Annotated in this window: 24 protein-coding genes and 1 riboswitch; of the genes, 11 read left to right on the top strand and 13 right to left on the bottom strand. The window is 66.9% G+C overall.

Annotated elements, in window-relative coordinates:
- The first annotated feature begins 102 nt into the window (after nucleotides 1-102).
- Nucleotides 103-615 carry an inorganic diphosphatase gene (locus L1892_RS15330; RefSeq protein WP_235724473.1) on the top strand — a complete coding sequence of 171 codons (513 nt, stop codon included), beginning with the start codon at nucleotides 103-105 and terminating at the stop codon, nucleotides 613-615.
- A 179-nt stretch (nucleotides 616-794) separates the two neighbouring features.
- Here L1892_RS15330 and L1892_RS15325 read toward each other — a convergent pair whose 3' ends face one another.
- Both L1892_RS15325 and L1892_RS15320 read right to left on the bottom strand, forming a co-directional pair.
- Complete coding sequence (locus tag L1892_RS15325; protein ID WP_235724472.1) at nucleotides 795-2,474, bottom strand: MDR family MFS transporter; 1,680 nt, start codon at nucleotides 2,472-2,474, stop codon at nucleotides 795-797.
- Nucleotides 2,471-2,971 (bottom strand): MarR family winged helix-turn-helix transcriptional regulator, encoded by a 501-nt coding sequence (locus L1892_RS15320; RefSeq protein WP_235724471.1) that lies wholly within the window; start codon nucleotides 2,969-2,971, stop codon nucleotides 2,471-2,473. Before L1892_RS15320 ends, L1892_RS15325 begins: the two co-directional genes overlap by 4 nt.
- Nucleotides 2,972-3,142: 171 nt before the next feature.
- Between L1892_RS15320 and alc the strand changes: the two genes are divergently transcribed.
- Entirely contained in the window at nucleotides 3,143-4,126 is a 984-nt protein-coding gene (alc, locus tag L1892_RS15315) for an allantoicase (protein ID WP_235724506.1), read from the top strand.
- A gap of 72 nt (nucleotides 4,127-4,198) precedes the next feature.
- Here alc and L1892_RS15310 read toward each other — a convergent pair whose 3' ends face one another.
- A complete protein-coding gene (locus L1892_RS15310) occupies nucleotides 4,199-5,491 on the bottom strand; it encodes an aminotransferase class V-fold PLP-dependent enzyme (protein ID WP_235724470.1) in 1,293 nt (430 codons plus the stop codon).
- Nucleotides 5,492-5,505: 14 nt separating this feature from the next.
- Nucleotides 5,506-5,619, bottom strand: a riboswitch (SAM riboswitch).
- An 89-nt stretch (nucleotides 5,620-5,708) separates the two neighbouring features.
- Between L1892_RS15310 and L1892_RS15305 the strand changes: the two genes are divergently transcribed.
- A complete protein-coding gene (locus L1892_RS15305) occupies nucleotides 5,709-6,812 on the top strand; it encodes an isochorismate synthase (protein ID WP_235724469.1) in 1,104 nt (367 codons plus the stop codon).
- Nucleotides 6,813-6,952: 140 nt separating this feature from the next.
- On the opposite strand, the gene L1892_RS15300 is transcribed toward L1892_RS15305, so the two are convergent.
- Genes L1892_RS15300 through L1892_RS15290 form a run of 3 tightly spaced genes read right to left on the bottom strand, consistent with a single transcriptional unit; the run spans nucleotide 6,953 to nucleotide 9,065 of the window.
- The gene (locus L1892_RS15300; RefSeq protein ID WP_235724468.1) at nucleotides 6,953-8,152 is read right to left on the bottom strand and encodes an O-succinylhomoserine sulfhydrylase; all 1,200 of its coding nucleotides are present in this window, start codon (nucleotides 8,150-8,152) and stop codon (nucleotides 6,953-6,955) included.
- Nucleotides 8,149-8,562, bottom strand: coding sequence for a rhodanese-like domain-containing protein (locus L1892_RS15295; protein WP_235724467.1), 414 nt, complete (start codon nucleotides 8,560-8,562; stop codon nucleotides 8,149-8,151). Before L1892_RS15295 ends, L1892_RS15300 begins: the two co-directional genes overlap by 4 nt.
- The gene (locus tag L1892_RS15290) at nucleotides 8,559-9,065 is read right to left on the bottom strand and encodes an Rv0361 family membrane protein (protein ID WP_235724466.1); all 507 of its coding nucleotides are present in this window, start codon (nucleotides 9,063-9,065) and stop codon (nucleotides 8,559-8,561) included. Before L1892_RS15290 ends, L1892_RS15295 begins: the two co-directional genes overlap by 4 nt.
- 101 nt (nucleotides 9,066-9,166) lie before the next feature.
- Here L1892_RS15290 and L1892_RS15285 point away from each other — a divergent pair, with 101 nt between their 5' ends.
- Nucleotides 9,167-10,198 (top strand): ABC transporter substrate-binding protein, encoded by a 1,032-nt coding sequence (locus L1892_RS15285; protein ID WP_235724465.1) that lies wholly within the window; start codon nucleotides 9,167-9,169, stop codon nucleotides 10,196-10,198.
- 153 nt (nucleotides 10,199-10,351) lie between these two features.
- Nucleotides 10,352-11,749, top strand: a complete 1,398-nt coding sequence (locus tag L1892_RS15280; protein ID WP_235724464.1) for an FAD-dependent oxidoreductase — start codon at nucleotides 10,352-10,354, stop codon at nucleotides 11,747-11,749.
- A gap of 240 nt (nucleotides 11,750-11,989) precedes the next feature.
- Here L1892_RS15280 and L1892_RS15275 read toward each other — a convergent pair whose 3' ends face one another.
- Complete coding sequence (locus L1892_RS15275; protein ID WP_235724463.1) at nucleotides 11,990-12,469, bottom strand: hypothetical protein; 480 nt, start codon at nucleotides 12,467-12,469, stop codon at nucleotides 11,990-11,992.
- Nucleotides 12,470-12,750: 281 nt separating this feature from the next.
- On the opposite strand from L1892_RS15275, the gene L1892_RS15270 reads away from it, so the two are divergent.
- Genes L1892_RS15270 through L1892_RS15260 form a run of 3 tightly spaced genes read left to right on the top strand, consistent with a single transcriptional unit; the run spans nucleotide 12,751 to nucleotide 15,766 of the window.
- Entirely contained in the window at nucleotides 12,751-13,800 is a 1,050-nt protein-coding gene (locus L1892_RS15270) for a FecCD family ABC transporter permease (protein ID WP_235724462.1), read from the top strand.
- On the top strand, nucleotides 13,797-14,924 hold the full coding sequence (locus tag L1892_RS15265) for a FecCD family ABC transporter permease (RefSeq protein WP_235724461.1): 1,128 nt from the start codon (nucleotides 13,797-13,799) through the stop codon (nucleotides 14,922-14,924). Before L1892_RS15270 ends, L1892_RS15265 begins: the two co-directional genes overlap by 4 nt.
- Complete coding sequence (locus tag L1892_RS15260; RefSeq protein WP_235724460.1) at nucleotides 14,921-15,766, top strand: ABC transporter ATP-binding protein; 846 nt, start codon at nucleotides 14,921-14,923, stop codon at nucleotides 15,764-15,766. Before L1892_RS15265 ends, L1892_RS15260 begins: the two co-directional genes overlap by 4 nt.
- Here L1892_RS15260 and L1892_RS15255 read toward each other — a convergent pair.
- The 4 genes from L1892_RS15255 to L1892_RS15240 all read right to left on the bottom strand — a co-directional run bounded on the left by L1892_RS15255 (nucleotide 15,726) and on the right by L1892_RS15240 (nucleotide 19,171).
- Nucleotides 15,726-16,418, bottom strand: coding sequence for a YoaK family protein (locus tag L1892_RS15255; RefSeq protein WP_235724459.1), 693 nt, complete (start codon nucleotides 16,416-16,418; stop codon nucleotides 15,726-15,728). The genes L1892_RS15260 and L1892_RS15255 overlap by 41 nt on opposite strands.
- Nucleotides 16,415-16,894, bottom strand: coding sequence for a DUF456 domain-containing protein (locus L1892_RS15250; protein ID WP_235724458.1), 480 nt, complete (start codon nucleotides 16,892-16,894; stop codon nucleotides 16,415-16,417). Before L1892_RS15250 ends, L1892_RS15255 begins: the two co-directional genes overlap by 4 nt.
- 12 nt (nucleotides 16,895-16,906) lie before the next feature.
- Nucleotides 16,907-18,775 carry a formate-dependent phosphoribosylglycinamide formyltransferase gene (gene purT / locus L1892_RS15245; protein ID WP_235724457.1) on the bottom strand — a complete coding sequence of 623 codons (1,869 nt, stop codon included), beginning with the start codon at nucleotides 18,773-18,775 and terminating at the stop codon, nucleotides 16,907-16,909.
- An 81-nt stretch (nucleotides 18,776-18,856) separates the two neighbouring features.
- Nucleotides 18,857-19,171, bottom strand: a complete 315-nt coding sequence (locus tag L1892_RS15240) for a UBP-type zinc finger domain-containing protein (protein WP_235724456.1) — start codon at nucleotides 19,169-19,171, stop codon at nucleotides 18,857-18,859.
- Nucleotides 19,172-19,930: 759 nt separating this feature from the next.
- On the opposite strand from L1892_RS15240, the gene L1892_RS15235 reads away from it, so the two are divergent.
- Nucleotides 19,931-21,961 (top strand): HNH endonuclease signature motif containing protein, encoded by a 2,031-nt coding sequence (locus L1892_RS15235; protein WP_235724455.1) that lies wholly within the window; start codon nucleotides 19,931-19,933, stop codon nucleotides 21,959-21,961.
- An 8-nt stretch (nucleotides 21,962-21,969) separates the two neighbouring features.
- On the opposite strand, the gene L1892_RS15230 is transcribed toward L1892_RS15235, so the two are convergent.
- Both L1892_RS15230 and L1892_RS15225 read right to left on the bottom strand, forming a co-directional pair.
- On the bottom strand, nucleotides 21,970-23,502 hold the full coding sequence (locus L1892_RS15230; RefSeq protein WP_235724454.1) for an adenylate/guanylate cyclase domain-containing protein: 1,533 nt from the start codon (nucleotides 23,500-23,502) through the stop codon (nucleotides 21,970-21,972).
- 55 nt (nucleotides 23,503-23,557) lie between these two features.
- Nucleotides 23,558-24,844, bottom strand: a complete 1,287-nt coding sequence (locus L1892_RS15225) for an adenylosuccinate synthase (protein WP_235724453.1) — start codon at nucleotides 24,842-24,844, stop codon at nucleotides 23,558-23,560.
- A gap of 79 nt (nucleotides 24,845-24,923) precedes the next feature.
- Between L1892_RS15225 and L1892_RS15220 the strand changes: the two genes are divergently transcribed.
- Entirely contained in the window at nucleotides 24,924-25,580 is a 657-nt protein-coding gene (locus L1892_RS15220; RefSeq protein ID WP_235724452.1) for a hypothetical protein, read from the top strand.
- Nucleotides 25,577-26,419 (top strand): site-2 protease family protein, encoded by an 843-nt coding sequence (locus L1892_RS15215; RefSeq protein ID WP_235724451.1) that lies wholly within the window; start codon nucleotides 25,577-25,579, stop codon nucleotides 26,417-26,419. Before L1892_RS15220 ends, L1892_RS15215 begins: the two co-directional genes overlap by 4 nt.
- Nucleotides 26,420-26,424: the final 5 nt, after the last annotated feature.

The raw sequence follows: 26,424 nt of genomic DNA, 5'->3' as shown, positions 1-26,424 counted from the left end.
TCGGGCCCCCATGTCCGCCTCACAGTATCGTTGAGGCGATCTGCGCAGGCGACTGCTCGTCGGCTGCCGTCACCACCAGCGACAACTGTGCCAGGAGGAACTGTGGAATTCGATGTGACCATCGAGATCCCGAAGGGTAGCCGCAACAAGTACGAGGTCGATCACGAGACCGGCAAGGTCTACCTCGACCGCTACCTGTACACGTCATTCGGCTACCCGGCCGACTACGGCTACATCGACGGCACCCTCGGTGAGGACGGCGACCCGTTGGACGCGCTGGTGCTGCTACCCGAGTCCGTCTACCCCGGTGTCATCGTCAAGTCCCGTGTGGTCGGCATGTACACCATGACCGACGAGGCCGGCGGCGACGACAAGCTGCTGTGCGTGCCCGCCGACGACGTGCGCTGGGACCACATCCAGGACATCTCCGACGTCAGCGAGTACGAGCTCGGCCCGATCTCCCACTTCTTCGAGCACTACAAGGACCTCGAGCCGGGCAAGGAAGTTCAGCCGGGTGGTTGGGTAGGCAAGGCCGAGGCCGAGAAGGTCGCCCAGCAGGCCATCGACCGCCTCGCCGCGCATCCCGACCACGCCAACGAACCCTCCCGCGGCTAAGCAACCGCACCTGCGGCTGGCCACGACACCAGCACGGCGGTCGAGTGGGCACTGTTTTCCGTCGAGTGGGCGTCGCTTCCCACAGAACCGCACGTTCTGCCGGAAGTTCGACGCCCACTCGACACCAACACAGCGCCCACTCGACACGAAAAGCGTGCTGGGCACGGTGCGAGCGTGACTTACGTGGCTTTCTGTCCTATCGGCCGACCCGTCCGCAATGGCAGTTCCTTCCAGGTCACCGTCCCGATGATCGCGAATGCCGCCATGATCGACACGGCCAGGAACACGCTGTCCATCGAGTTCGCGAAGCCCTCCTTGATCGGGCGGGCGAGTTCCGGCGGTAGTTCCTGGATCACCGACGTGTCCGACATGACGTCCGACGACGCCGACGCCTGGCCGGGGTTCTGTGCCGCGGCAATGAGACCTTGCGCGAACTCACGGGTCTGCGGGTTGTCACTCTGCGCGGCCTGCGCCACCGCCGCCTGATACTCCGGCTGTGTGGCGGCCGAGCTCATCTCGTCGGCGATATTCGGCCCCATCAGGGAGAACAGCACCGAGAAGAACACCGCCACACCCATGGTGCCGCCGATCTGGCGGAAAAAGGTCGCGGTGCCCGTCGACAGGCCCATGTCCTTGGGCGGCAGGATGTTCTGCATCGCCAGCATGATCGGCTGCATCAGGTTGCCCAGGCCGAAGCCGATCAGCGCGGCGATGAGCATCACCAGATACAACGGGGTGTCCACGCCGACGAGGTGCATCAGGAATGCACCGACGGTGATGAGCACCGAACCGATGATCGGGAAGATCTTGTACCGCCCAGTGCGCGAGATCAGCTGACCGGACAGGATCGAACCGGTCATCAGGCCCAGCACCATCGGCAACATCTGCAGGCCGGCGACCATCGGACTCGATCCACGCAGCACCTGGTAGTACTGCGGCAACATCGAGATGCCGCCGAACATCGCGGCACCGACGATCACCGAGATCCCGATACCCTGCGAGAAGATCGGGTTCCGGAACACCCGTAGCGGGATCAGCGCCTCGTCGCCCATCCGGTTCTCGATCCAGATGAAGGCGGCGATGCCGACGACGCCCACCACGTAACACAGCCAGGCAGCTCCGGAGGTCCAGCCCCATTCGCGGCCCTGCTCGGCGACGATGAGCAGCGGCGCGACGGCGATGGCCAGGGCGGTGGCGCCCCAATAATCTGTGCGGCCACCCTGTCCCTTCTGCTGGTCGTAGTTGAGGACCTTGTAGATCAGCACCAGCGCGGCAATCCCGATCGGCACGTTCACCAGGAAGACCCAGCGCCAGCCGGTGACGAACAGGATCGACGACTGTCCGGCGAAGAGACCACCGAGCACCGGACCCAGGACGCTGGAGGTACCGAACACCGCCAGGAAGTAGCCCTGGTACTTGGCACGCTCACGCGGCGGCACGATGTCACCGATGGTGGTCAATGCCAGCGTCATCAGGCCACCGGCGCCGAGGCCTTGGAAGGCACGGAAGGCCGCGAGTTCGTACATCGACGTCGCGATGCTGCACAGGAACGATCCGATCACGAAGATCGAGATGGCCACCATGAAGAACGGCTTGCGGCCGTACATGTCCGACAACTTGCCGTACAGCGGTGTGACGATGGTCGCCGTCACCAGGTAGGCGGTCGTCGCCCAGGCCTGCATGTCGTAACCGTTGAGGTCGTCGGCGATGGTCCGGATCGATGTCGACACGATCGTCTGGTCCAGCGCGGCCAGGAACATCGCGCTCATCAGGCCGGCCAGCACCGTCAGGATCTGACGGTGACTCAACCCGGCGCCGGCGACGTCGTCGTCGCGGGCCGTAGCCGTGGATTCTGTCATTTCTGTCCTTTCACAAGCGCTTCGAGCGAGCCGGATCCCGTCTTGGCGCACGGGGGTGCGATCACGGACTCGGCGGCGTCGACGAACCTGCCGAGCAAACCGACCAGGGTGCGCAGTTCGTCGTCACTCCAGTCCGACATGGCGTTGTCCATGGCTGTACGACGCACCGTCCGCATCGCCTCGACGCGGGCGCGGCCGTCGTCGGTGATCACGAGCTGGGTGGCACGGCCGTCATCCGGGTCGGCTTCGCGGCGTACCAGGCCGAGATCGACGAGTTGGGCCACATAGCGACTCACCGTCGACGGGTCGGCGTTGAGGCTCTCGGCGAGTTCCCGTGACCGCATGGGCTGGCGGGCCAGGTGGAAGAGCGACTTGAAGGCGGCCGACTCGAACTCGCCGTCCGGTGTCTTGAACGTGGTGTGTGCCGCACGGTCGCGGATGCGGATGTATCGGGCGAGCGTGTCGAACAGCTCGTCGAGAGCTCTCTGGTCGAGCATCACGCCTCCTCGAGTTCTTTACTTTCCCTTTGCAATTAGTTGCACACTGCAATTAGTTGCCGGACGCAAGTATGCGCGCGGATTCGTGGGAAGGCAAACCGTTACCTACGATCAGAAAACGTGACTCCTCAGCCGCCTCCCACATCGGGCAACCGTCCGCATTTCACCTCCATGCCCGATCTCGCCCTTCGCGATCTCGGGGGCGCGGTGGTCTGGACCAACGACGACCTGTTCGCCGAGGCGCAGAACCTCATCAAGACGCCGGCGGCGCAGTACCAGCCGGCCACGTTCGGTCACAAAGGCCAGGTCTACGACGGCTGGGAGACCCGGCGACGGCGGCAGAGCGGGGTCGACCAGGCGATCGTCCGACTCGGCGCGCCCGGCGTCATCTACGGCGTGGTGGTCGACACGTCCTGGTTCAAGGGCAACTATCCTCCGCACATCTCGGTGGAGGCGGCCGCGGTGGAGGGCGTCGTCTCAGTCGATCAACTGCTCAACGACGTCGAGTGGGTCACGATCGTCGACAAGTCCCCCGCCGAGGGTGACACCCGAAACCCGTTCAAGGTGGACGCCAAGAATCGCTTCACGCACGTGCGTCTGACGATGCACCCCGACGGCGGCGTGGCCCGCTTCCGCGTGCACGGTCGCGGAGTGCCCAACCCGCACTTCTTCCGCTACGGCCACTTCGACCTCGCCGCACTGGAAAACGGCGGCCTGATCACCGCCTGCTCCAACATGTTCTACAGCTCCCCCAACAATCTGCTGATGCCCGGACGCGCCCGCAACATGGGCGAGGGCTGGGAGACCTCGCGGCGCCGAGACGACGGCAACGACTGGGTCCAGGTCCGGCTGGCCGGGCGCGGCCAGGTCAGCCTCGTCGAACTCGACACCAGCTACTTCCTCGGCAACGCTCCCGGTGCGGCGACGGTTCGGGGTCGCGACGGCGAGAACGGCGAGTGGTTCGAGGTCCTGCCCCGCACCGAGCTGCAGCCCGACACCCGCCATCGCTTCGTCATCGACCTCGATCGTCCGATGACCGAGGCGCGCATGGACATCTACCCCGACGGCGGGATGGCGCGGTTCAAGCTGTACGGCACGTTGACCGACGATGCGGAGGCCGAGCTCATCGAGCAGTGGGAGCGTGGCGAGGCCTGAGCTTCGCGCGCATCTATCGCGCATCCGCGCATGTCGAGACGTGCGCGGATGCGCGCTCGGTGCGCGGATGTGTCAGGCCTGCAATCGGTGCAGCGCCTCCACCAAACGGTTGATGTCGTCTGCGCCGGTCCCCAGGCCGAAGCTCGCGCGCACCGCACCATCGGGAAAGCCGAGCCGTTGCAGCAGCGGATGTGCGCAGAACTTTCCGTCGCGCACGCCGATTCCCGCTGTGTCACTGAGATGTTCGGCGACTTCACGGGGCGCGTGACCGTCCACGACGAACCCGGCTATACCGACCCGGTCGGTCGAGTCGTCGAAGATCCGCAGCAGCTCGACGCCGGCGATCCCGGCCAGTCCGGCGTCGAGGCGACCCAACAGCTCCGCCTCATGCGTACCAATGGTCTCGAAGCCGATGCCGGCCAACGCCTCGCAGGCCGCCGCGATCGCGATGGCGCCCAGCACGTTCGGTGATCCCGCTTCGTGTCGAGCTGCGCCGCTGCGCCATTCGACACTCGCCGACGCTGCGTCGTCGAGGGTGACTGCCGCCGACGCACCGCCGCCGGCGAGGTACGGGTCGGCCGCGTCGAGCCAGTCCGCCCGGCCGATCAGCACCCCGGCGCCGAACGGCGCGTAAAGCTTGTGTCCGGAGAACACGAGGTAGTCGATACCGTGGCTGACCATCGACACCGGCCGGTGCGCGACGAGCTGGGCTGCATCGACCAGGATGCGGGCGCCGTGTCGGTGGGCCAGCGCGGCGAGCCGGCCGATCGGCAGCACTTCACCGGTCACATTGGACGCCGCGGTCACCGCCAGCAACGCAGCCGGCGCCGCCGCCAACTCCGCCTCCAGTGCAGCCAGGGTGCCCTCGATAGTCGACCGCGCCCGCACCACCCGCGAGCCCCCGGTGCGCTCGCGGGCCGTCCACGGCAACAGATTCGCGTGGTGCTCGATATCCAGGACGACGACATCGCCGCGGGTGGCCCGGGCGGCCAGATTGATCGCGTCGGTGGTGCCGCGAGTGAACACCACGGCGTCGTCGATCCGTCCGCGCACGAAGGCTCGTACCGACTCGCGGGCCGACTCGTACCTGACGGTGGTGACCTGCGAATGATGTCCGGCACCCCGATGGACGCTCGCGTACTGGCCGAGCGCGGCCTGCACGGCGCCGGCCACCGCGGCCAGCGCCGGCGCACTGGCCGCGTAGTCGAGGTTCACATAGCGCACCGACCCGCCTGAGCACAGAGGAACGTGCGCGGTGGCGCCGACGACCTCGGCCAGCGGCGGGATCGGGGTCGGCTGCGGGCACGCGGGCAGCGGCGCAGCCGCGAGTGACGTGATGAATGGGTCTGACAGCACAGTGGACATGAACGCTCCTAGGGAATCCGCACTTGCCGTGGCCACCTCGACCACAGCCGGGTCGTCACCCGGAGCACCCCACCGCGGAGGAGGGTTGCCGGCCAGCGAGCCGGGGCTTGTCACTGGCACTCATGACCCGCATCAACAGTCGCCCATCGGCCCCGGATGAGTCAATTTCCGATCATCGTGAGCGAAACCCGGCGAGCCGCGCCGGTACCGTGAGGTCATGTCCACTTCCGACGGCGACGACCGCGAGGTGTTCGTGCTGTCCCGACCCCACGGCACCGTCCGCGCCCGTGGTCGTCGGCGTGCGTTCACCGACACCGCCGCCGCCCGCGCAGCCCTCTCCACGGGTGACGTTCGGGCCATCACCGGGGCAATCCCTTTCGACCCGGCCGACAATGCGGCGCTCGTCGAACCAAAAGTCCTCGATGTGGACGCCGCACCGCTGACGCCGGTGCCGCCGACACCGCGCGAGGCTGTGTCGATGACGGCCCACCCCGATCCACGAACCCACCGCGACCGGGTGGTCGCAGCCATCAAACAGATCGCCGACGGCGTGGTCGACAAGGTGGTCCTCGCCCGCGCCGTCGACATCGTGATCGGGCAGCCGGTTGAGGTCACCGATCTGCTTGCCGCACTGGCGGGCGGCAATGTCGACCACAACGCCTTCGCCGTGGACGTAGGGGCCGTCATCGGCGACGATTCGTGGCTACTCGGCTCGAGCCCGGAAGTGTTGTTGCGCAAGACGGGTCAGGTCGTCACCTGCCGACCGTACGCAGGCTCGGCACGCCGATCCGCCGACCTTACCGCGGACCGTGCGGCCGCCGAGGCGCTCGCGTCGTCGTCGAAAGACCTCGCCGAGCACCGATTCGTCGTCGATTACCTCCGCGACCGGCTTGCCCCAGTGAGTTCCGATCTGGATGCACCGTCGACGCCGGAGGTCCGCTCCACGGGCGAGATCTGGCACCTGGCGACACCCATCCGTGCGACGCTGCGTGATCCGTCGGTCACCGCGCTGGATCTCGCGGCGCTGCTCAGTCCCACCCCCGCGGTCTGTGGCACACCGAGTGATGTTGCCGCCCAGTTGATCCGCGATGTCGAAGACCCACGCGGGCTCTACGGGGGCGCGGTCGGCTGGTGCGACGACGCCGGCGACGGCGAGTGGATGGTCACCATCCGATGCCTGCAGCTTGCCGCAGATCGCCACAGTCTGCGCACCTGGGCCGGCGGCGGGATCGTGGCCCAGTCCGACCCACAGGACGAACTCGACGAGACCACCGCCAAACTCGCGACCGTCCTCAACGCATTGGGTATAGCGCATGCCTGACGACTTCCTGATCGCCCACAACCCGGAGGAAGGTTCGTCGCTCCTCGATACGTCGCCCAGCGGTTGGGCTGACTCTCCGGTGATCGAGTAGGTCCGAGGCGCTAGCCGAGGGCCGTATCGAGATCAGGCCGCCGACTTCCTTACCCCAGCGCCCGATCGAGATCCGCGATCAGGTCGTCGACGCCCTCGAGCCCCACCGAAAGCCGCACCACCGAGTCGGTGACGCCGATCGCGGCTCGACCCTCCGGACCCATCGCACGATGGGTGGTGGTGGCCGGGTGGGTGATGAGCGACTTCGAGTCGCCGAGATTGTTGGAGATGTCGACGATCTGCAGGCCGTTGAGCACCTCGAAGGCCCGCTTCTTGCCACCGACGCCGTCACGGTCGGCGATCTCGAAGGTCACCACGGTGCCGCCGCCCGACATCTGCGCCTTGGCGAGTTCGTACTGCGGATGTGACTGTAGGAAGGGATATTTGACCCACGCCACCCGTGGATCGGCCTCCAGGAACTCGGCGATCCGCAACGCCGAGGCGACCGAGGCGTCCAACCGCAACCGCATCGTCTCGAGGCCCTTGAGCATCGTCCACGCATTGAAAGGACTCAACGCCGGCCCGGTGTGGCGCATCAGGGTCTGAACCGGGCCGTCGATGTACTCCTGCTCGCCGAGCACCGCACCGCCCATCACACGTCCCTGGCCGTCGATGTGTTTGGTCCCCGAGTAGACGATGACGTCGGCACCCATGTCGAGTCCGCGCTGCAGCAGCGGGGTGGCGAACACGTTGTCCAGCACCACCTTCGCGCCGGCGGCATGGGCCAGCTCGGTCACTGCCGCGACGTCGACGAGGGTCTGCATCGGGTTGGACGGGGTCTCGAAGAACACCGCCGTGGTGGGCGTCGACAGCGCATCGCGCCACTGGTCGAGGTCCTCGCCGTCGACGAACACCGTCTCCACACCCCAACGGGGCAGGATCTCGTTGCACACCACGAAGCACGAGCCGAACAGGCTGCGTGCGGCCACCAGGCGGTCACCGGCCTTCAGCAGCGCACCGAGCGCGACGAACACGGCGGCCATTCCGCTGGCGGTGGCGAAACACGCTTGCGCACCTTCGATCTGGCGCAGACGTTCCTGGAACATCTCGACTGTGGGGTTGCCGTAGCGGGAGTAGACGAAGCGCTCGTCCTCACCGGTGAACGCGCGTTCGGCGGCCTCCGCCGAGTCGTAGACGTAACCACTGGTCAGATACAGCGCCTCGGAGGTCTCGAAGAAACCCGACCGGTCGAGGCCGGCGCGCACCGCCAGCGTGTCGGCCGAAACACCTTCGGGCAGTTGCCGGCTCACGACTGCCGCCAGGGGAGGTTCTGTGCCCGCCAGCCCGCGTTGCCGCGATGGTCGTCGGAGTCCAGCCCACCTTCGAAGCCGTCGAGCACGTTGTAGGCCTTGCCGACCCCGTCTGCGGTCGCGGCCTCGGCCGCCCCGATGGACCGATGTCCGGACCGGCAGATGAAGATCACCTCGTCGTCATCGGCGATTCCCGCATCGCGCAACTGCGAGACGAACGCATCATTGTGGCGGCCGTCCGGGAAGGTGTTCCACTCGATGAACACCGTCTTCTTACCGATGACCTCGAGATCCGGCACACCCACAAACGCCCACTCGGCCCGGGTGCGGCAGTCCACCAGCACCGACTTGGGGTCGTTCTCCAGTTTCTTCCACGCCTCCAGGGGCGTGAGGTCACCCGCGTAGCTCACGACGTACACACCTTCCAGTCCCCGTCTTCTCGCACCACGACCACATCCGTGACCTGTTCTGAGTCCGGCGTCTCGTCGAAATGCCAATGTACCTGTGCGGTCGCCCGGTCACCGTTCACGGTGATGTCGGCGATCTCCGGGATCACGATCTGCCCGTTCTCCTCGAACGAGACCCGGTTCTGCTCGACGAATGTGTCCTTGTCCGGGAAGGTGTCGGAGGCGAGTTCCGCAGCGCATGTGGCCTCCCGGTAGCGCGTGTAATCCAACTCGTTGCGAGCGGTGTACGCATCGTTGACCGCATGCTGGATGTGCGCTTCGGTACTCATCCGGTCGTCGGCGGGACGGATCAGATACGAGATGCCGATGCCGATCGCGGCGATGGCCACCACACCCAGGGCCACCAGGAACGGCCACGCCGCCTTCCAGGTCGGCGCGGGCGTGGTCTGACCGTCGGAAGGTCCACCGGACTCCGAACGATCCTGATCACCCGCACGCTTGGCCATGGCGCGCAGTCTATCGACCCTCGTCAGACCCGCTGGCCGCGGCACCGGCCCGCCACAGGCGGTTAGGCTAGGGTACCCAACCAATCGACGTGAGGGCTCCCATGAAGGCACATCGGTCACTCCCCCGCACGGTGCGGATCGCGATCACGTCACTCGTGGCCGTCGCGGCACTGGCGGTCGGGGCATGCAGCGCACCCGATGAAGACAACGCCGCATCGTCGTCGATGCCGGCCGCCGATCCCGGCGCCCTGCCCGTGACCATCGACCACGAGTATGGCGCCACGACCGTCACCGAGCAGCCTTCACGCGTCGCGGCGATGGGTGTGGGCGACGCCGATACCCTGTTGGCGCTGGGCATCACACCAACGACGATCGCGCCGTTCGCCGATCCGACCCAGCGCAGCACACCCTGGAACGCCGACCTACTCGGCGACGCGGAGCCGGTGATCCTGCCGCAGGCCGCCGCAGAGTTCGGCAGTCAGATCCCGCTGGCCCTGCAGACCGATCCGGAGCTGGTCACCGCCGTCGGCGCCGCGCCGACCCGGGAGCAATACGACATTCTGTCGAAGGCGGTACCCACCATCACCCGCCCCGCCGAGTACCCCGATTGGCAGGTGCCGTGGGACGTGCAGACGACCCAGATCGGTCGCGCCGTGGGACTACCCGAACAGGCGCAGGCCAAGATCGACGAGACACAGGGATTCCTGGCCGACATCCGCGAACAGCATCCCGAATTCGCGGGCAAGACCGGCGTGGTGGTCACGGCCTCGCCCGACGGCGGTCTGTCGATCTATGCCGGCTCCGACGGCCGAGGGCAGACCCTCACCGACTACGGGCTCACGTTTCCGGAGTCACTGCAACCGGCCATCACCAACGGCTTCTACGGTTCGATCTCCGCCGAGAACATGTCCATGCTCAACGGCGTGGACGTCGTGGTCGCGGTCGACTGGGACGGCGCCAACGATCGTCTGCGCAACGATCCGGCCTGGTCGCGGCTACCGGTGGTTACCGAGGGCCGCGTGGTCTACCTCGATCAGCAGGTGGGCAGTGCGATGTCGGTGCCCACTGTGCTCACCATCCCGTGGGTGGCCGAGCAGGCTGTCGAGCCGATCTCGGCGGCCGCACAGCGCTGACCACCGAGGACACAGGTGAGGTTTACCTCACAAGAGATTTTGGCCGACGACGATCAGCGCCTACCGTAGAAGGGATAGGCGCCGCGTCAGCGGCCACCGCCACCGACTTCTTCACCGGAAGTCACCGAGAGAGCCACGGAAAGCACCTATTCCATGAGTGACACCAGCCGCCCGTTGCGGGTTGCCATCGTCGGTGCAGGTCCCGCCGGGATCTACGCCGCCGACGCGTTGATGAAGTCCGACACCGCCAAGGACCGAGGCGTCAGTATCGACCTGTTCGAGCGCATGCCCGCACCATTCGGTCTGATCCGTTACGGCGTGGCACCGGATCATCCGCGTATCAAGGGCATCATCACGGCGCTACACAAGGTGCTCGACAAGCCGCAGGTCCGCCTGATCGGCAACGTCGACTACGGCACCGACATCACACTGGAAGAACTCCGTGACCTCTACGACGCGGTGATCTTCTCCACCGGCGCCACCGACGACCGCGCGTTGGGCATCCCCGGCATCGACCTCGAGGGCAGCTACGGCGCCGCCCAGTTCGTCGCCTGGTACGACGGGCACCCCGACTTCCCGCGCACCTGGCCGCTGGACCAGGAGAAGGTCGCCGTCATCGGTGTCGGCAACGTCGCCCTCGACGTCGCGCGCGTGCTGGCCAAGACCGGCGACGAACTGCTGCCCACCGAGATCCCCGCCAACGTCTACGAGGGCCTCAAGGCCAACAAGGCCGTCGAGGTGCACGTGTTCGGGCGTCGCGGACCGGCGCAGGCCAAGTTCACCCCGCTCGAACTCAAGGAACTCGACCACTCCCCGAACATCGAGGTCATCGTCGCACCCGAGGACATCGAGTACGACGAGGGTTCGGCAGTGGCCCGCCGTGGGTCGAAGATCACCGACCAGGTCGCCACGATCATCGAGAACTACGCTATCCGCGACCCCAAGCAGGGCGCGATCCACAAGCTCTACCTGCACTTCTTTGAGAATCCGGTGGAGATCCTCGGCGAGGACGGCAAGGTCGTCGGCCTGCGCACCGAGCGCACCCAGCTCGACGGCACCGGCAACGTCAAGCCGACCGGCAAGCACACCGACTGGGAGATCGGCGCGGTCTACCGTGCTGTCGGCTACCTGTCGGACAACCTGCCGCAGATCCCGTTCGACCACCAGGCAGGCGTGATCCCGAACGAGGCCGGACGCGTGTTCGACGAGGGCAGCCAACTCACCGGCATCTACACCACCGGCTGGGTCAAACGCGGCCCGGTCGGCCTGATCGGTCACACGAAGGGCGACGCCAACGAAACCGTCGACTGCATTCTCGAGGACATGACCAACGGCGCTCTGCTCTCGCCGAGCCGTCCGTCCGAGGACGCCCTCATCGAGATCCTCGAGGCCAAGAGCATCCCGTTCACTACCTGGGACGGCTGGTACCGCCTCGACGAGCACGAGCGCGCCCTGGGCGCCGCCGAAGGCCGCGAACGCGTCAAGGTCGTCGAGCGCGAGGACATGCTCGCCGCCAGCGAGCCCGACAAGGTCGCCCGCCCCTCCAGCTGAGTCCCGAGCGTTGGCGAGTCACCTCGCCAACGCGCTCAGCACGGCAGCCGACAGAACCCAAAAAATCACCGAGAGAACCCACCCGCACAAGTTCGCGGGCCGGTCATCACAGACCGTGGGTTCTCTCGGTGATTTTTTGGGTTCTGTCGGCGCGAAACCGGGTTCTGTCGGCGCGAAACCGGGTTCTGTCGGCGCGAAACCGGGTGCCGTCGGCGCTACCCAGCGCCGACGGCGGGAGACCTAGCTACCGGTGGGCGGGGTCTGCTGGCCCGGGTTGTCCATCCGGCGGAAGTTCTGCCAGTAGCCGAAGTTGTTGGTCAGGTTCTCGGCCTCGTTGGCGAAGGTGAAGCCGGAGATCGACGACGGGAAGCAGCCGAACCAACGGGTCTCGATCGGACGGACCCAGCGGTTACCGTTCCACTTGGACATCGACTCACCCGGCTTGAGTTCCTTGACGCGCACCGACGCGCCGTTGATCTCGTTGAGGATGACGTTGTGCATGGTGGTGTCACCGATGTTGCGGACCGTCATCCAGCGGTACATGTACCAGGCCTGATTCCACGGCTGGCCCCACTGACCGAAATGGCATTCGATGCCTCCCAGGATCTGCAGATCACCCGGAGTCGCGGCCTGTGCCGGCGCAGTGCCTGCCAGCGAACCTGCCGCGATGCCGACCGTGGCCAGCACGGCTGCCCCCGCACGCTTGAGTGATGCTCTCATCGCCCTCTCCTCTGTTGTCTTCTCGACTGTTGTCTTCTCGATTGCTTCGACTTCTCGATTGCTTCGACTTCTCGACGAGTTGCGCCTGTCGACGCAACGTCCGTGCGACGTGTTGTCTCTGCGACGTGTGGTGTGACTATCGGCCCGCGCCTGCCGAATCGTTACGCACTGCTCAGCATCTTCACAGTCATGAGCGTGATTCGTTATACAACGGATATTGGAACGTTTGGCCCTGACATCGGGGGCGGGAAAGGTTGGTAAGGTAACCCTTTGTGCGTCGAATGACCGGGATTGTGCTGCTCACCGCGGTTCTCGTGGTGGCGCTGCTCGCGTCGGTCGCCATCGGTACCCGCCAACTCGGCTTGAGCGAGGTTCTCGACGCGATCCAGGCCGGCGGCTGGCCACATCTGGCCCTCGCCGACTTCCACGGGGTGCCGTGGCTGGTGCTGGAATCGCCCACTCCCCCGCCCGGCGCCGACGACGTGTACGGCATCGTCTGGGACCTCCGTTTCCCGCGTACGGTGCTCGGCCTGATCGTGGGCCTCGCGATCGGCGCGGCCGGCGCGCTGGCCCAGGGCCACACCCGCAACCCGCTCGCCGATCCCGGCATGTTGGGAGTGAACGCCGGCGCGGCGTGCGCGGTGGTGGTCGGCGTCTACGTGCTCGGCATCCAGAGTCCGATCGCCTACATGGCCTTCGGTCTGCTGGGCGCCCTGATTGCCGCGAGTGCGGTGTTCGGCCTGTCCGCATTGTCCGGTGCGAGCCCGCTGACACTGGTGCTGGCCGGCACCGGACTGTCGGCGCTGCTACTCGCCATCACCTCGGGAATCGTGCTCACCGACAGCGTCACGTTGGATGCCTGGCGGTTCTGGAACGTCGGCGCCACCACCGGCCGCGGCCTCGACGTGTTCTCGGCGAGTCTGCCGTTCATCGTCCTCGGACTGATCCTGGCGCTGGGCAGCGGCTACTTCCTCAACGTGCTCAGCCTCGGCGAGGACATGACCAAGGCGCTGGGCTCGCGGGTGGTGTTGATCCGATCCGTCGGCATCCTCACCATCACGCTGCTCATCGGTGCCGCGACGGCCGCCTGCGGCCCCATCGTCTTCCTGGGCCTGGTGGTCCCGCACATCTCCCGCGCGATCGTCGGCCCCGACTATCGCTGGATAGTGCCCTACTCGGCGTTGCTCGGTGCGATCCTCATCTTGGTGTGTGACATCCTGGGCCGCGTCATCGCCCGGCCCGGCGAGATCCAGGTCGGTGTGGTGCTCGCGCTGGTCGGGGCGCCGTTCTTGATCGCGCTGGTGCGTCGACGGAAGTTGGTGAGCGTATGACCGTCGACGTCGCGCCGCAGCCGCCGGCCCCCGAACCCGACCAGACCACCGCCGGTCAGCGGCGGGCCACCCGGCGCGTTGTGCGGATCGGACCGTCGTCGTGGGTGATTCGGCCGCGCATGCTGACGGTGGGATTCGTGGGCGCCGCGATCACCGTGCTGCTGTTCCTGCTCAGCGTCGGTGTCAGCGATTACCCGATGGGGCCGTTCGATGTCGCGCGCGTCCTGCTCGGCGGCGGAACCCGCATCGAGAACGTGGTGGTCTTCGACGTCTCGCTGCCCCGCGCGCTCGTCTCCCTGCTGGTGGGCTTCGGCTTCGGCATGGCCGGCGCGTTGACCCAGCGGATCGCCCGCAACCCGCTGGCGACCCCCGACATCCTCGGCATCACTGCCGGGGCGAGCGCAGCCGCGGTGGCGGCCATCGCGTTCTCGACCAGCTGGGGCGCCTGGCTCGCCGGCCTCGGCATCCCGACGGCAGCCCTTCTCGGCGGTTTCGTGACGGCGATCGCGATGTACATCCTGGCCTGGCCGGGGCGGCGGGCGAATTCGGGGATAGACCCGTTCCGGCTGGTCATCATCGGCGTGGGCGTCACCTGGATGCTGCAGGCGCTCACCAGCTATATGTTGACCCGCGCGCAGATCGCCGACGCCGCACGCGCACAGACCTGGCTGGTGGGGTCGGTGTCGCAGGCGACGTGGACCGACGTGTGGCCGTCGCTGATCGCGGTGGCGGTCGGTGTGACCATGGTGCTCGGGTTGTCGCGCCCGATCGGTGTGCTGGGCCTCGGACCCGACATCGCCCGCGGGCTCGGTGTGAACGCCGGCCGGGTCACCGCAGTGGTGCTGCTGGTCGCGGTGTTCGTCACCGCGCTGTGCGTGTCGGCGGCCGGACCGATCGCGTTCGTCGCGCTGCTCGCACCGCAGATCGCCCTGCGACTCACCGGATCGTCGCAGCCGACGCCCCTGGCGTCCGGACTGATCGGCGCGATGCTGGTCCTCGGCGGCGACCTGCTGTGCCGAACGGTGCTGCCCGGCAACCTGCCGGTGGGCATCGTCACCGCCGCGATCGGCGGACCGTTCCTCATCTACCTCATGATCACCATGTCCCGAAAGGCCACCGTATGACCAACGGTTTCGGCACCGACGTCACCTCCCCGAACAACGGGCGGTGTCGGCTGCGTGCAGAAGGGCTCAGCGTCGGCTACGACGAGCGGACGGTGATCACCGATCTGGACATCGCCATCCCCGACGCCCAGATCACCACGATCATCGGTCCCAACGGATGTGGGAAGTCGACGTTGCTGCGTGCGCTGTCGCGGTTGTTGCCGCCCCGCGCCGGCACCGTCTATCTCGACGACGAAGACATCAACCGGATGCGGCCGAAATCGGTGGCCCGCGCGCTGGGTCTGCTGCCGCAGAATCCCGTTGCGCCCGAAGGTCTGACCGTCGCCGACCTGGTCATCCGCGGCCGTCATCCGCACCAGCGGTGGTATCAGCAGGCGACCGCGGCGGACGAAGCCGCGGTGGCTCGGGCGTTGGCGCAGACCGAGACCGCCGATCTGGCCGACCGCCCCATCGACGCGTTGTCCGGCGGACAACGACAGCGGGTGTGGATCGCGCTGACGCTGGCCCAGGAGACCGATCTGCTGTTGCTCGACGAGCCGACCACCTACCTCGATCTCGCGCACTCCGTGGAGATCCTCGATTTGGTACACACGTTGCGCACCGAGCACGGCAAGACCGTGGTGATGGTGCTGCACGACCTCAATCTCGCTGCCCGCTACAGCGATTCACTGTTCGTGATGCGGGCGGGACAGATCGTCGCGCAGGGTCGACCCGACGACGTCGTCACCGCCGACCTCCTCGAGGACGCCTTCGGTCTCCAGGCCCACGTGATGGAGGACCCGGTCGCCGGCGGGCCGATGATCATTCCGCTCGGTTCACGACACGCGCCAGTGCGGTCGTGAGCGCCATGACGAGCAGTGCGACTACCGGAATCCACAATGCGGACAACGTCAACCATCGGAAGCCGTAGCCCCCGCCGACGGCGCCGACGGCGAGCAGCGACCACATTCCCAGCGATTTCAGCCACGCCCGACGCGGAGCGTCGGTGTGATCCCCGCGCGTCACCACCGTATCGGCGAGTTGCCGAGCCGAACGTACCAATGTGCCGGTGACGTAGGTGAGTCCGTAGGGCACCGCGGCGTCCCGTTCGAAGATCGCATTGATCATGCCGGTCGCGACCGCCACCACCAGCATGCCGGTCACGCCCGCCCCGGCGATGCCTTGTCCCGACGAATCCGGTTGCAGGCCGGCAACTGTGGCACCCAGAGCCATGGTGCCCGTCACCGTCCACAGCAGCCATTCCCGGGGGCGTCGGCGGGTGCGGTTGATGACCGAGCCCACGAACACACCGGCGAAGAACAGCGCGATCAGCCCGGCGCATATCCCCACATCTGACCAGTGCCCCAGGCTGGGCGACACACCCATCACGGTGGTGTTGCCGGACATGAAGGACACGAAGTTTGCCTGCAGGTAGATGAAGGCGATGGCGTCGACGAATCCGGCGACCAGCAGCAGCGTTGCGGCAGAGATGATCCCCGCAGCCGGCCGGGTCACCAGATCCCTGCCCCGACAAGCCAGATCGCGGTGCCGAGCAACGCGGCGAACAACTCGATGCCGATGGTGATGGCCGCGGCCTTTGCGGACGACACGGTGCCCCGCCAGGCGGCGTGCGCGCTTCGGGTGCGGACCAGCTCGGCGATCATGGCGCCGACGACGAAGCCGATGAACAGTCCGATCACCGGGATCACGAAAAACCCGATGATGCCGAGGACCCCGCCGACGGCGATGGTGGTGTTCGGCACACCGGAGGCCTTCAACGACCGCCCGGCGACCAGATACTTGACCACTTCACCGATGACGATGACAGCCGCGGCGGCGGCGAAGATGCCCCACGCCCAGCCACCGACCGCGACCGCCCACACGCCGATCGCGAGCGCCACCAGGATGCTTCCGGGCAGCACCGGGAAGACGATGCCCAGCAGACCGACCAGGATGACCGCTCCGATGAGCAGTTCCCCACCCAGCGACATCGTCGGTTGGGGTCAGTCGACCGAGGCGCGCGACGGTTCGTCGGCCTGGCGATTCGCCGTGGGCCCGGCCGGACGCGATGCCGGTGGAGGGGTGGGTCCCGGCGGCGGACCGGGCCGTCCGGGCGGCGGCCCGACGGGGCGTCCGGGCGCGCCGCCGCGTGGTGGTTGCGGCCCCCGCTGCGGCGGTGGGCCGGGCCGTGGGCCACCGGGCGGCGGTCCCGGCGGGGTCGGCCGCGGCGGACGTCCACCCGGGCCCGGGCGCGGCGGCTGCCCGGAAATCGGCGGTGCGCCGGCCGGACGCGGTCCGGCCGGATAGGCCCAGCCAGCTGGGCGCTGTTGCTGTGGACCGGCGTGCGGCGGCACATTCGGAGCACCGGGCGGCGGCCCCGGACGGCGGGGCGGTGGCGGCACCGGCGGGTTACCCAGCGGCTCGGGGACAGTCCGTTCGAAGGGACGCGCCGCCACCGGCGTCACCAGCGACGCCGCCTGGACGGCGCGCTGGCGGGCCGTGGCCACATCGTCGGCGGTGGCGGTGATGACACCCATGCGGCGCCGGTGGAAGCTCTGCGGCTTGCCGAACAGCCGGATGTCGGTTTCGGGTACGGCCAGCGCACGAGCGACGTTGGCGAATCCGATGGCCGGTTCGTCGAGCTGACCGTAGATCACCGCAGACGCACCTGGCGAGGCCAGCGTGACGTCGACGGGCAGGCCGAGGATGGCGCGCGCGTGCATCTCGAACTCGGAGAGGCGTTGCGTGGCGAGAGTCACCAACCCGGTGTCGTGCGGGCGCGGGCTGACCTCGGAGAAGTAGACGTCGTCGCCTTGGACGAAGAGTTCGACGCCGAAGATACCTCGACCGCCGAGCTTCCCGTCGCCCATCGCGGTGGCGATGCGGGCCGCGATGGAGGTCGCCGCGGCCAGCGCGTCGGTGGACATCTCGTGCGGCTGCCAGCTCTCCACGTAGTCGCCGCCGACCTGCTGGTGACCGATCGGTGCGCAGAAATGGGAGGCGAGGCGACCGGTGACGGGATCGATCGCGCGGACCGTCAGCAGGGTGATCTCGTAGTCGAACTCGATGAAGCCCTCGACGATGACCCGCTCGCCCTGCACACGAGCGCCGGTCGTCGCGTTCTGCCAGGCGCCGCCGATGTCGGCGGGTGCACGCACCACGGTCTGGCCCTTGCCCGACGACGACATCACCGGTTTCACCACGCAGGGGAAGCCGATCTCGGCGACCGCCGCCTCGAGCTCCTCCGCCGACGATGCGAACAGATAGGGCGAGGTGGGCAGTCCGAGTTCCTCGTCGGCGAGGCGCCGGATGCCTTCGCGGTTCATGGTGGCAACCACAGCGTGTGCGGTCGGGATGACCTCGGCGAGCGCCCGCTTCTCCACCTCGATGAGGGCCTCGGTCGCGATCGCCTCGATCTCCGGGACCACGTAATGCGGGCGGTAGCGCTCGATCAGCGCCAGGAGTGCCGCGGCGTCGGTCATGTCGATGACCTCGGCATGGTGTGCGACCTGCTGACCCGGCGCGTCGGCGTACCTGTCGACGGCGATCACCTCGACGCCGAGGCGCTGGAACGCGATGATGACCTCTTTGCCCAGTTCACCGGCGCCGAGCACCATCACCTTGGTTGCTGACGGGCTCAGCGGGGTGCCGATTACCGCGGGCGGTCCGACGGCGGGTGCCGGAACGTGCTGCTCCGGGCCACGATCAGGGGACTGGTGGTCGGCCGGTGCGTCGGATGGCGTCTGATCGGCCGGCGGTTGCTCCACCGACGCGTGTTCTGCCGGGGTGGAAGCGTGTGCGTCCGGCGCCGACGCGGCCTCTCCGCCCGCCGGCGCCGACGCCTGCGAAGCGTTGTCGCTGTCTGACGTCATGACCAGATCCTACGTGCAGTTCAGTGCACGGCCGCTAACAGATCGCGTCGGTCCCGCATCGTCGGCGGCCCGCACCCCGCATCAGTCCGTCGACTGATGGACATAGCACCATCGCCAGACCTCGCCGGGCTCGGCCGAGCGCATCACCGAGTGACCTGTCTCGTCGAAGTGGGCTGCCGCGTGACGCCGCGGGCTCGAGTCGCAGCACCCGACATGACCACACGTCAGACAGATCCGTAGGTGCGCCCAGTGGTGTTCACCGAGTTGAGTACATTCCTCGCACGCCGAGCGGTCACCGTTGCGCGGCTCGGGGTCGGCATTGATGTCGGCCCCGATGGCCGCGAGTTCGACGCAGCGCCGATCAGCGTCCGATTGCGCACCCCGGGCGAATGTCATGGTGACCATCATCCCCGATCGTCCCTCTCCGGGTCGGGCTTTATGCAACGAGCGGCACCGACTGACGCCGCGTAGGAAGCGGGCGAGGAACGTCCCCTGCCTTCTACCCCGGGGGAGCGGCCGAGCTTGCGAGGCCGCATTTCTGACCCCTGAGGAGCGTCCGAGCGTGCGAGGCCGCGTCACGAAGGGTCCACCCACGCAACCACTCTCACGCACGAAGTTGTCACACCCCGCCGCTATCCTGTACCCAACACCTCACCGAACAAGTCCATCCACAGCCCACTTGCAGCGCACCAAATTTGTCAGACCCGCCCGATAGTCTGATAGCAGTTCGGTTCCCCACCAACGTTTCCCGAGAATCAGAGAATCGGAAAGGAAGGGCTTTGTCATGAGCCACAAAGAGCGCAGCGACGAACAAGCGAAGCGCCCTGACCCAAAGGAACAAGTCGAGGAACGAGCGCAGCCTCTGACCATGAGTAGCGGTCGAGCCTACAAACCCGCGCCCCCCGATCTTTGAGGAGCGTCCGAGCGCGCGAGGCCGCGTCGCGAAGGGTCCACCCACGCAACCACACTCAGCCACGAAAAGTTGTCGGACCCCGCCGCTATCCTGAACCCAACAGCTCACCGATCGAGTCCATCCACACCGCACCCGTAGCGCACCAAAAGTTGTCAGACCCGCCCGATAGTCTGATAGCAGTTCGATTCCCCCACCAACCCATCCCGACCTCAGAGACCGTCTTCGCCGGAAAGGAGCGTCTCGTGTTCACCTTCACCGACCGTGCTGCCGACGACGCTCTGCTGGCCAGCAGCAGTCTCGACGAGTTGGCGCAGTACGGTCGCGATCTGTTGCGGTTGAGTAATCAAGCCCAGGCAATCGCGATGCAGATCGCCCGTCAGATCGGGCAATCCACTTACAACGAGCGCCTGGCCGGGTACAACGATTTCGTTCCGAACCGAGTCCGCAACGCCGCCGACAAGGCCGCGAAAGGCGAAATCTCGCTGCAGTTGGGTATTTCTCGACGTCAAGCCGGCGAATGGGTCGGTCTCGATGAACTGCTCGACGAACACCCCAAGATCCGTGACGCCTTCCGCGCCGGCGATTTGAGACCCCACCGGCTGGGTGTGGCCATCCGCGGCGCCGCCACCGGCCCCACCGGCGATCTGCGAGCACGACTGGGCGAACTCGCCGACAACGCTGACACCACCGACGACACCGACAGCAAGGATGTCGACGAGGAACTCACCCTCGACCTCGACGACCCCGAATCTGACCTCGACGCCGGCACCGACGGTGAGCGCACCGACGGCGGCGGCACTGATGATGGCGGCTCCGATGATGCTGCGTCCGAGACCGACCCCGCCGCCACCGACGATCCCGCCGGTGACGATGCCGAGGATGATGAGCCGTGGGATTTCGATGATGTGGTGCTCGATCTGGCCAGCCGCCCCACCACCGACACCGCCCTGCGAGATGATCTCGACGCCATCATCATCAGCCTCGACCCCGATCGGGCGGCCCAGACGCGCGATGACATCACCGACCTGTTCGGGGATGTGACGATCGGTAACGAAGCGTTCGGTCACATGACCGTCGATGCCTGCATCCCCGCCGAACACGGCGTACACCTGCGCGACCGCATCAGCGCCCTCATCGGACGACGGGTGTGTCGCCGTGATGGGCGCAGCATCAAAGCCCAACGCGTGGCCGCGTTCGCCGAAATCATCAAAGCCCCCGGCGCGAAACTACGCTGCCACTGCGGCGACGACACCTGCCCCGCCCGCCAGACTCGTACCAGCAACCGGGGGCAGGCCACGGATTCCACCTCGAGTTCGGTCACCGACAGTGAGCGCACCGACAGTGAGCGCACCGACAGTGAGCGCGACTCGTCGGTCGACACCAGCACGGCTGACGACGCCAGCGCATCCGGCCAGACCGCCGACGAACCCGAGACGGGTGGGCCTGACGCGGCAGAAGAACAGCCGATCACCCTCGCCGACCTCGACGACGACACTGCCGTCGACAGCGACAGCGACTCGAACATCGACAACAACGGCGAGAGTAGCCAATCCGGCACCGGAACCCATGCCGATGACACCACTCAGGATGTCGCGCCCTCCCCGAACCCGCGACGAGAGTTCATCACCGCACCACCCGCCGAACACGACACCGACGTCGCCGACGCGGAACCGGCCGACGACTCCGCCGAAACCGACAGCGACTCCGACTCGGACGCGGACGCCGATCCCGGCCTCGTCGTCCCCGGCCTGACCCTGCTCCATGACCCGACCGGTCTCGACCCGACCCGCCTGATGGGCTACGGCGCCATCGATCCCGCCCACGCCGCACGGATCGCACCACACGCCACCACCATCACCGCCCGCCCCAGTGAAACCCGTACCGCCAGCGGGTTGATCATCTTCGGCAACCACACACCAGCCCCACCCATCGACCCCACCGGCCACGGCGGATTCGCCACCCCACCACCCGGAGCACTGACCTACAAACCGTCAGCCGCATTGCGGGCCGAGATCATCCAACTGGACCGGCGCTGCCGTTATCCGTACTGCGGCCGACCGTCTGAGGAGTGCGAACTCGACCACCTGCTCAAGTTCTGCCATGCCGACCCGTTGGCCGGTGGCTGGACCGTGGCCTTCAACCTCGCACCCCTGTGCCGCCCCGACCACGACCGCAAACATGACGGGCCGTGGATACCGACCATGCACACCGACCGCACCATCTCCTGGCGCAACGCGCGCACCGGACAGGTCATCGTCACCTACCCGCGCTGACGCATGCGCTACAGCGCCGCGTACACCACCGTTTCTTCGCTGCGTCCACGAAGCGTTGTGCTTTCTTGCCGTTCCCATGACGTCGCCTCACCGTCGGCTGCATCCACAGCCCGTCCGGAAGCCAACGGACGGCGCGGATCGCGCTTGGCCAGCTCCGACAACCGCGCACTCTCGTTGACCGGATCGCCGATCACCGTGTACTCGAATCGCTCGATGGCGCCCACATTTCCGGCCACCACCGTCCCGTAGCTGACGCCGATGCCCGCGGAGATGTCCGGAACCTCATGCGCCAGGCCGCTCGCGATGTCGCGAGCCGCCATCAAAGCCGCACCCGCCGGATCGTCGATCTCGAGCGGAGCTCCGAAAATGGCGAGCACCGCATCCCCTTCGAATTTGTTCACCAACCCCTGACCACGTTCCACTGCTGCCACGATCACGGCGAAGAACCTATTCAGGATCTCGACGACCTCGCTCGGAGTACGCCCCTGCGCCAGCGTCGTGGATCCGATCACGTCGACGAACACCACCGCCACAGTGCGCTCGGCGCCGCCGAGCTCGGGGTCCTGAGCCAACGCCGCCTCGGCCACATCGCGACCCACATGACGGCCGAACAGATCCCGCATGCGTTCGCGCTCACGCAATCCGCCCACCATGCTGTTGAAACCCACCTGCAGATCACCGAGCTCGGTGCCGTCGTAGACGACGAGATCGACATCCGAGATCCGGCCGCTCTGCACCCGGTTCATCGCGGTACGCACACTCCGGATCGGCGCCGTCACACTGATACTGGTCAGCACCGTCAGCAGCAACCCTGTCGACAATGCGATCACGGCCAGCACCGTGACACCCACGAACAGATCGAGTTTCGACGTGTCATCCCGAAAAGCACCGAAGAACACCACCAGCAGGATGCCGATGATCGGTATCGCTGACCCCACCATCCACGACACGATCGACCGCGAGCGGACTCCACTGCGTTTACGCCGCCGGTAGCCGGCGCTGATCACCTCGGCCGCCACCGGCCGCAGCGCGAATTCGATGAGCAGGTAGGAGATCGCGACCACCACAATGCCGCTGAGCCCCACCACGAAGAACATCTTCGGGATCAGATTCGGGTCCAGAACGCCGTACATGATGGTGAACATGACGGTTGCCGCCGCCCACAACGCACCCTGGATGAACACCAGTCGCCACGGCGCGCGCTGCGCACGCCGGGCATCCTTGGCGGTTGGCGGACGATCCCGGATGGCCCACTGCAGATCTCGCACCACCACCACGGTCCCGAGGACTGTGCCCACCACAAACGCCACCGCCACATACACCGGCACCGCGATGTAGTTGACCCACCACAGTTCCGACTGGAACAACGACGGCTCCGGAATCCCCACCGCCGACAACGCGATCGCCAGAATCGCGCCGATCAGGTTGGCGATCAACAGGAACGACGTCAGCAGGGTCTGGATGCGAACCCGCTGCTTGAACCCGCCCTCAGACGCCGAACCGAGCAGGATCGATCCGTAGTCACGACTCCCCCGGTCCATCCCGCCCCCTCGACGGTTACTCGACGTCCGATACCGCACCTACACGATGACGCAGCTAGACGATCTCGCGTCGCACTATGGTCTGATCGCGCCCCGGTCCCACTCCGATGCACGAGATATGTGCGCCGGCAAGATCTTCCAGACGCAGAATGTAGTCCTGCGCATTCTTGGGCAGTTCCTCGAAGGTCGTGCATCCGGAGATGTCCTCCCACCAGCCGGGCATCTCCTCGTAGATCGGCTTGGCGTGATGGAAACCGGTCTGCGTCATCGGCATGTCCTCGACTCGCTCACCGTCGACGTCGTAGGCCACGCAGATCGGCACCGTGTCCAGGCTGGACAGCACGTCGAGCTTGGTGAGGAAGTAGTCGGTGATCCCGTTGACCCGGGTCGCATACCGCGCGATCACCGCATCGAACCAGCCGCAGCGCCGCGCCCGACCCGTGGTGACGCCGACCTCTCCGCCGGTCTTGGCGAGGTAGGCACCCCACTCGTCGAACAGCTCGGTCGGGAACGGCCCCGACCCGACACGCGTCGTGTACGCCTTCAGAATGCCCAACACGGTGGTGATCTTGTTGGGTCCGATTCCCGCGCCAACCGCCGCACCACCCGAGGTGGGGTTCGACGACGTCACGTACGGATATGTGCCGTGGTCGACATCGAGCAGCGTGCCCTGCGACCCCTCCAACAGCACCGTCTCGCCCCGTTCGAGCGCCTTGTTGAGCAGCAACCGGGTGTCGGCGATCCGATGTTTGAAGCCCTCGGCCTGCTCGAGCACCTCATCGACCACCTGCGCCGGCTCGAGCGCGCGGCGGTTGTAGATCTTGACCAGGATCTGATTCTTCAGCTCGAGCGCAGCCTCGACCTTCTGGGCGAGGATCTTCTCGTCCAGCACGTCGGCCGCCCGCACGCCGACACGAGCGATCTTGTCCTGATAGCACGGCCCGATACCCCGGCCGGTGGTCCCGATCTTCTTGTTGCCGAGGAAACGCTCGGTGACCTTGTCGATCGCCACGTGGTACGGCATCAGCAGATGCGCATCCGCGGAGATCATCAGGCCCGAGGTGTCGATGTCGCGGTCCTCGAGTCCACCCAGTTCGGTGAGCAGCACCCCCGGATCCACCACGACACCGTTACCGATGACGTTCTTCACTCCCGGGGTGAGGATGCCCGACGGGATCAAGTGCAGAGCGAAGGTCTCACCGTTCGGCAGCACCACCGTGTGACCGGCATTGTTGCCGCCCTGGTAGCGGACAACCCATTGCAGCTTCCCGCCCAGGAGGTCGGTCGCCTTGCCTTTGCCCTCGTCACCCCATTGGGCGCCGATCAGCACGATCGCGGCCATGGTCGGTTACTCCTTCGAGTCGGGACGGGTGAACAACAGGCCAACCTTACTTGTTCGCCCGGGTCGATACGCTATTCGAGTGTCTTTTGCGCTGATTTCGCAGGCCTCCCGCTCCGACGACAAGACCGCCATCCGCACCGCGGTCACCACGGCGGTGGCCGACCCCGCGGTCACCCGCCTCCTCGTGGAACCGCGCGTCGCCGAGCGGGTCGCCCCGACCATCGCCGACGAGTCGGACACCTTCTTCGCCCAGGTGCTGGCCGCGTTGATGCTGGCCGAGCGCCTCGACGTGGAGGTGGCCCTGCTACCGGCGGAGGCCACCGGCGCCTCCACACGCTACGGCCTACCGCACGGACCGGCAGCGCGGGAACTCGCCGAACACGGCACGGCGACCTCGGTACCGCTGATCCGCGACGACGCGGCCACCGTCCTGCTCGGCCGAGCCCGACACCTCGGCGCCGAAGGCGCCAAACTGCACGGCGAGACCTACGTCGACAGCGAACGACTGTTCCGTGGCGAGGTGCGCTCGGTGCTCATCGAACCCACCCTTGCCCTGCCCGGCCTGCGCGCCCAGGTGGAGCGGTTGCTGCTGCCGGGCCGCTGGCTGACCGGGCGCGCGGCCCAGACCGGCGGCACCAACATCGTCGTCGAAAGGGAGGGCGTGGTGAATCCCCGCGTGGTCAAGCGATCCACCTTCTACCGGCACGACACCGACCTGCGCCTGGTACGGCCATGACCTCGGCACCGTTGCGTCCGACGACCCGCGAGATCATCCGCGCGGTACGTCCCGGCCCGGTCTTCCTCGGTCTGGTGGTCGCCGCCGCGGCCGGCGGATGGCTGGTCGCGGGCTCCGCACCGGGCCGCAACCTCGAGTCGGTCGGCGGCACCCTGCTGTTGGTACTGGCCGGCTGGGTCATCTCGCTGTGCCTGCACGAATTCGCCCACGCGGTAACCGCCTTCCGCTTCGGCGACCGCAACGCCGAACTGCGCGGATATCTCACCCTCAACCCGCTGCGCTACACCCACCCCGGGCTGTCGATCGGGCTGCCGCTACTGATCATCCTGTTGGGTGGCATCGGTTTTCCCGGCGGTGCGGTGTACGTCCACCAGCACGGATTCACCCGCGCCCAACGGACGATGGTGTCGCTGGCCGGGCCACTCACCAACGCCGCACTCGGCGCGATCCTGCTGATCGTGGTGAGATTCGCCCAACCCAGCACATACGGATCGCAGGGTTTCGGCTCAGGCGACAACGTCCTGTATTTCGCCGACGGACTCAATCTGTGGGCCGCCCTGTCGATGCTGGCGTTCCTGCAGATCACCGCCGCAGTCCTCAACATCGCGCCGGTGCCCGGCTTCGACGGCTACGGGGCCATCGAACCGTATCTGTCCGAGCAGACCCGGTTCTCGATGCAGAAGATCGCGCCGTACGGCTTCCTGATCGTGTTCGCACTACTGTTCATCCCGTTCCTCAACCGCGCCTTCTTCGACTTCGTCTACTGGCTGTTCGGCCTGTCCGGGGTGCCCAGCGTCCTCGCGTCCTACGGGTGGAATCTGTTCGTGTTCTGGCGATGAGAGTG

The organism is Gordonia tangerina (assembly GCF_021556435.1).
GTDB classification, from domain to species: Bacteria; Actinomycetota; Actinomycetes; order Mycobacteriales; family Mycobacteriaceae; genus Gordonia; species Gordonia tangerina.
Note: the sequence above shows the minus strand (reverse complement) of the source record. Positions and strands in the feature narration are given on the sequence as shown.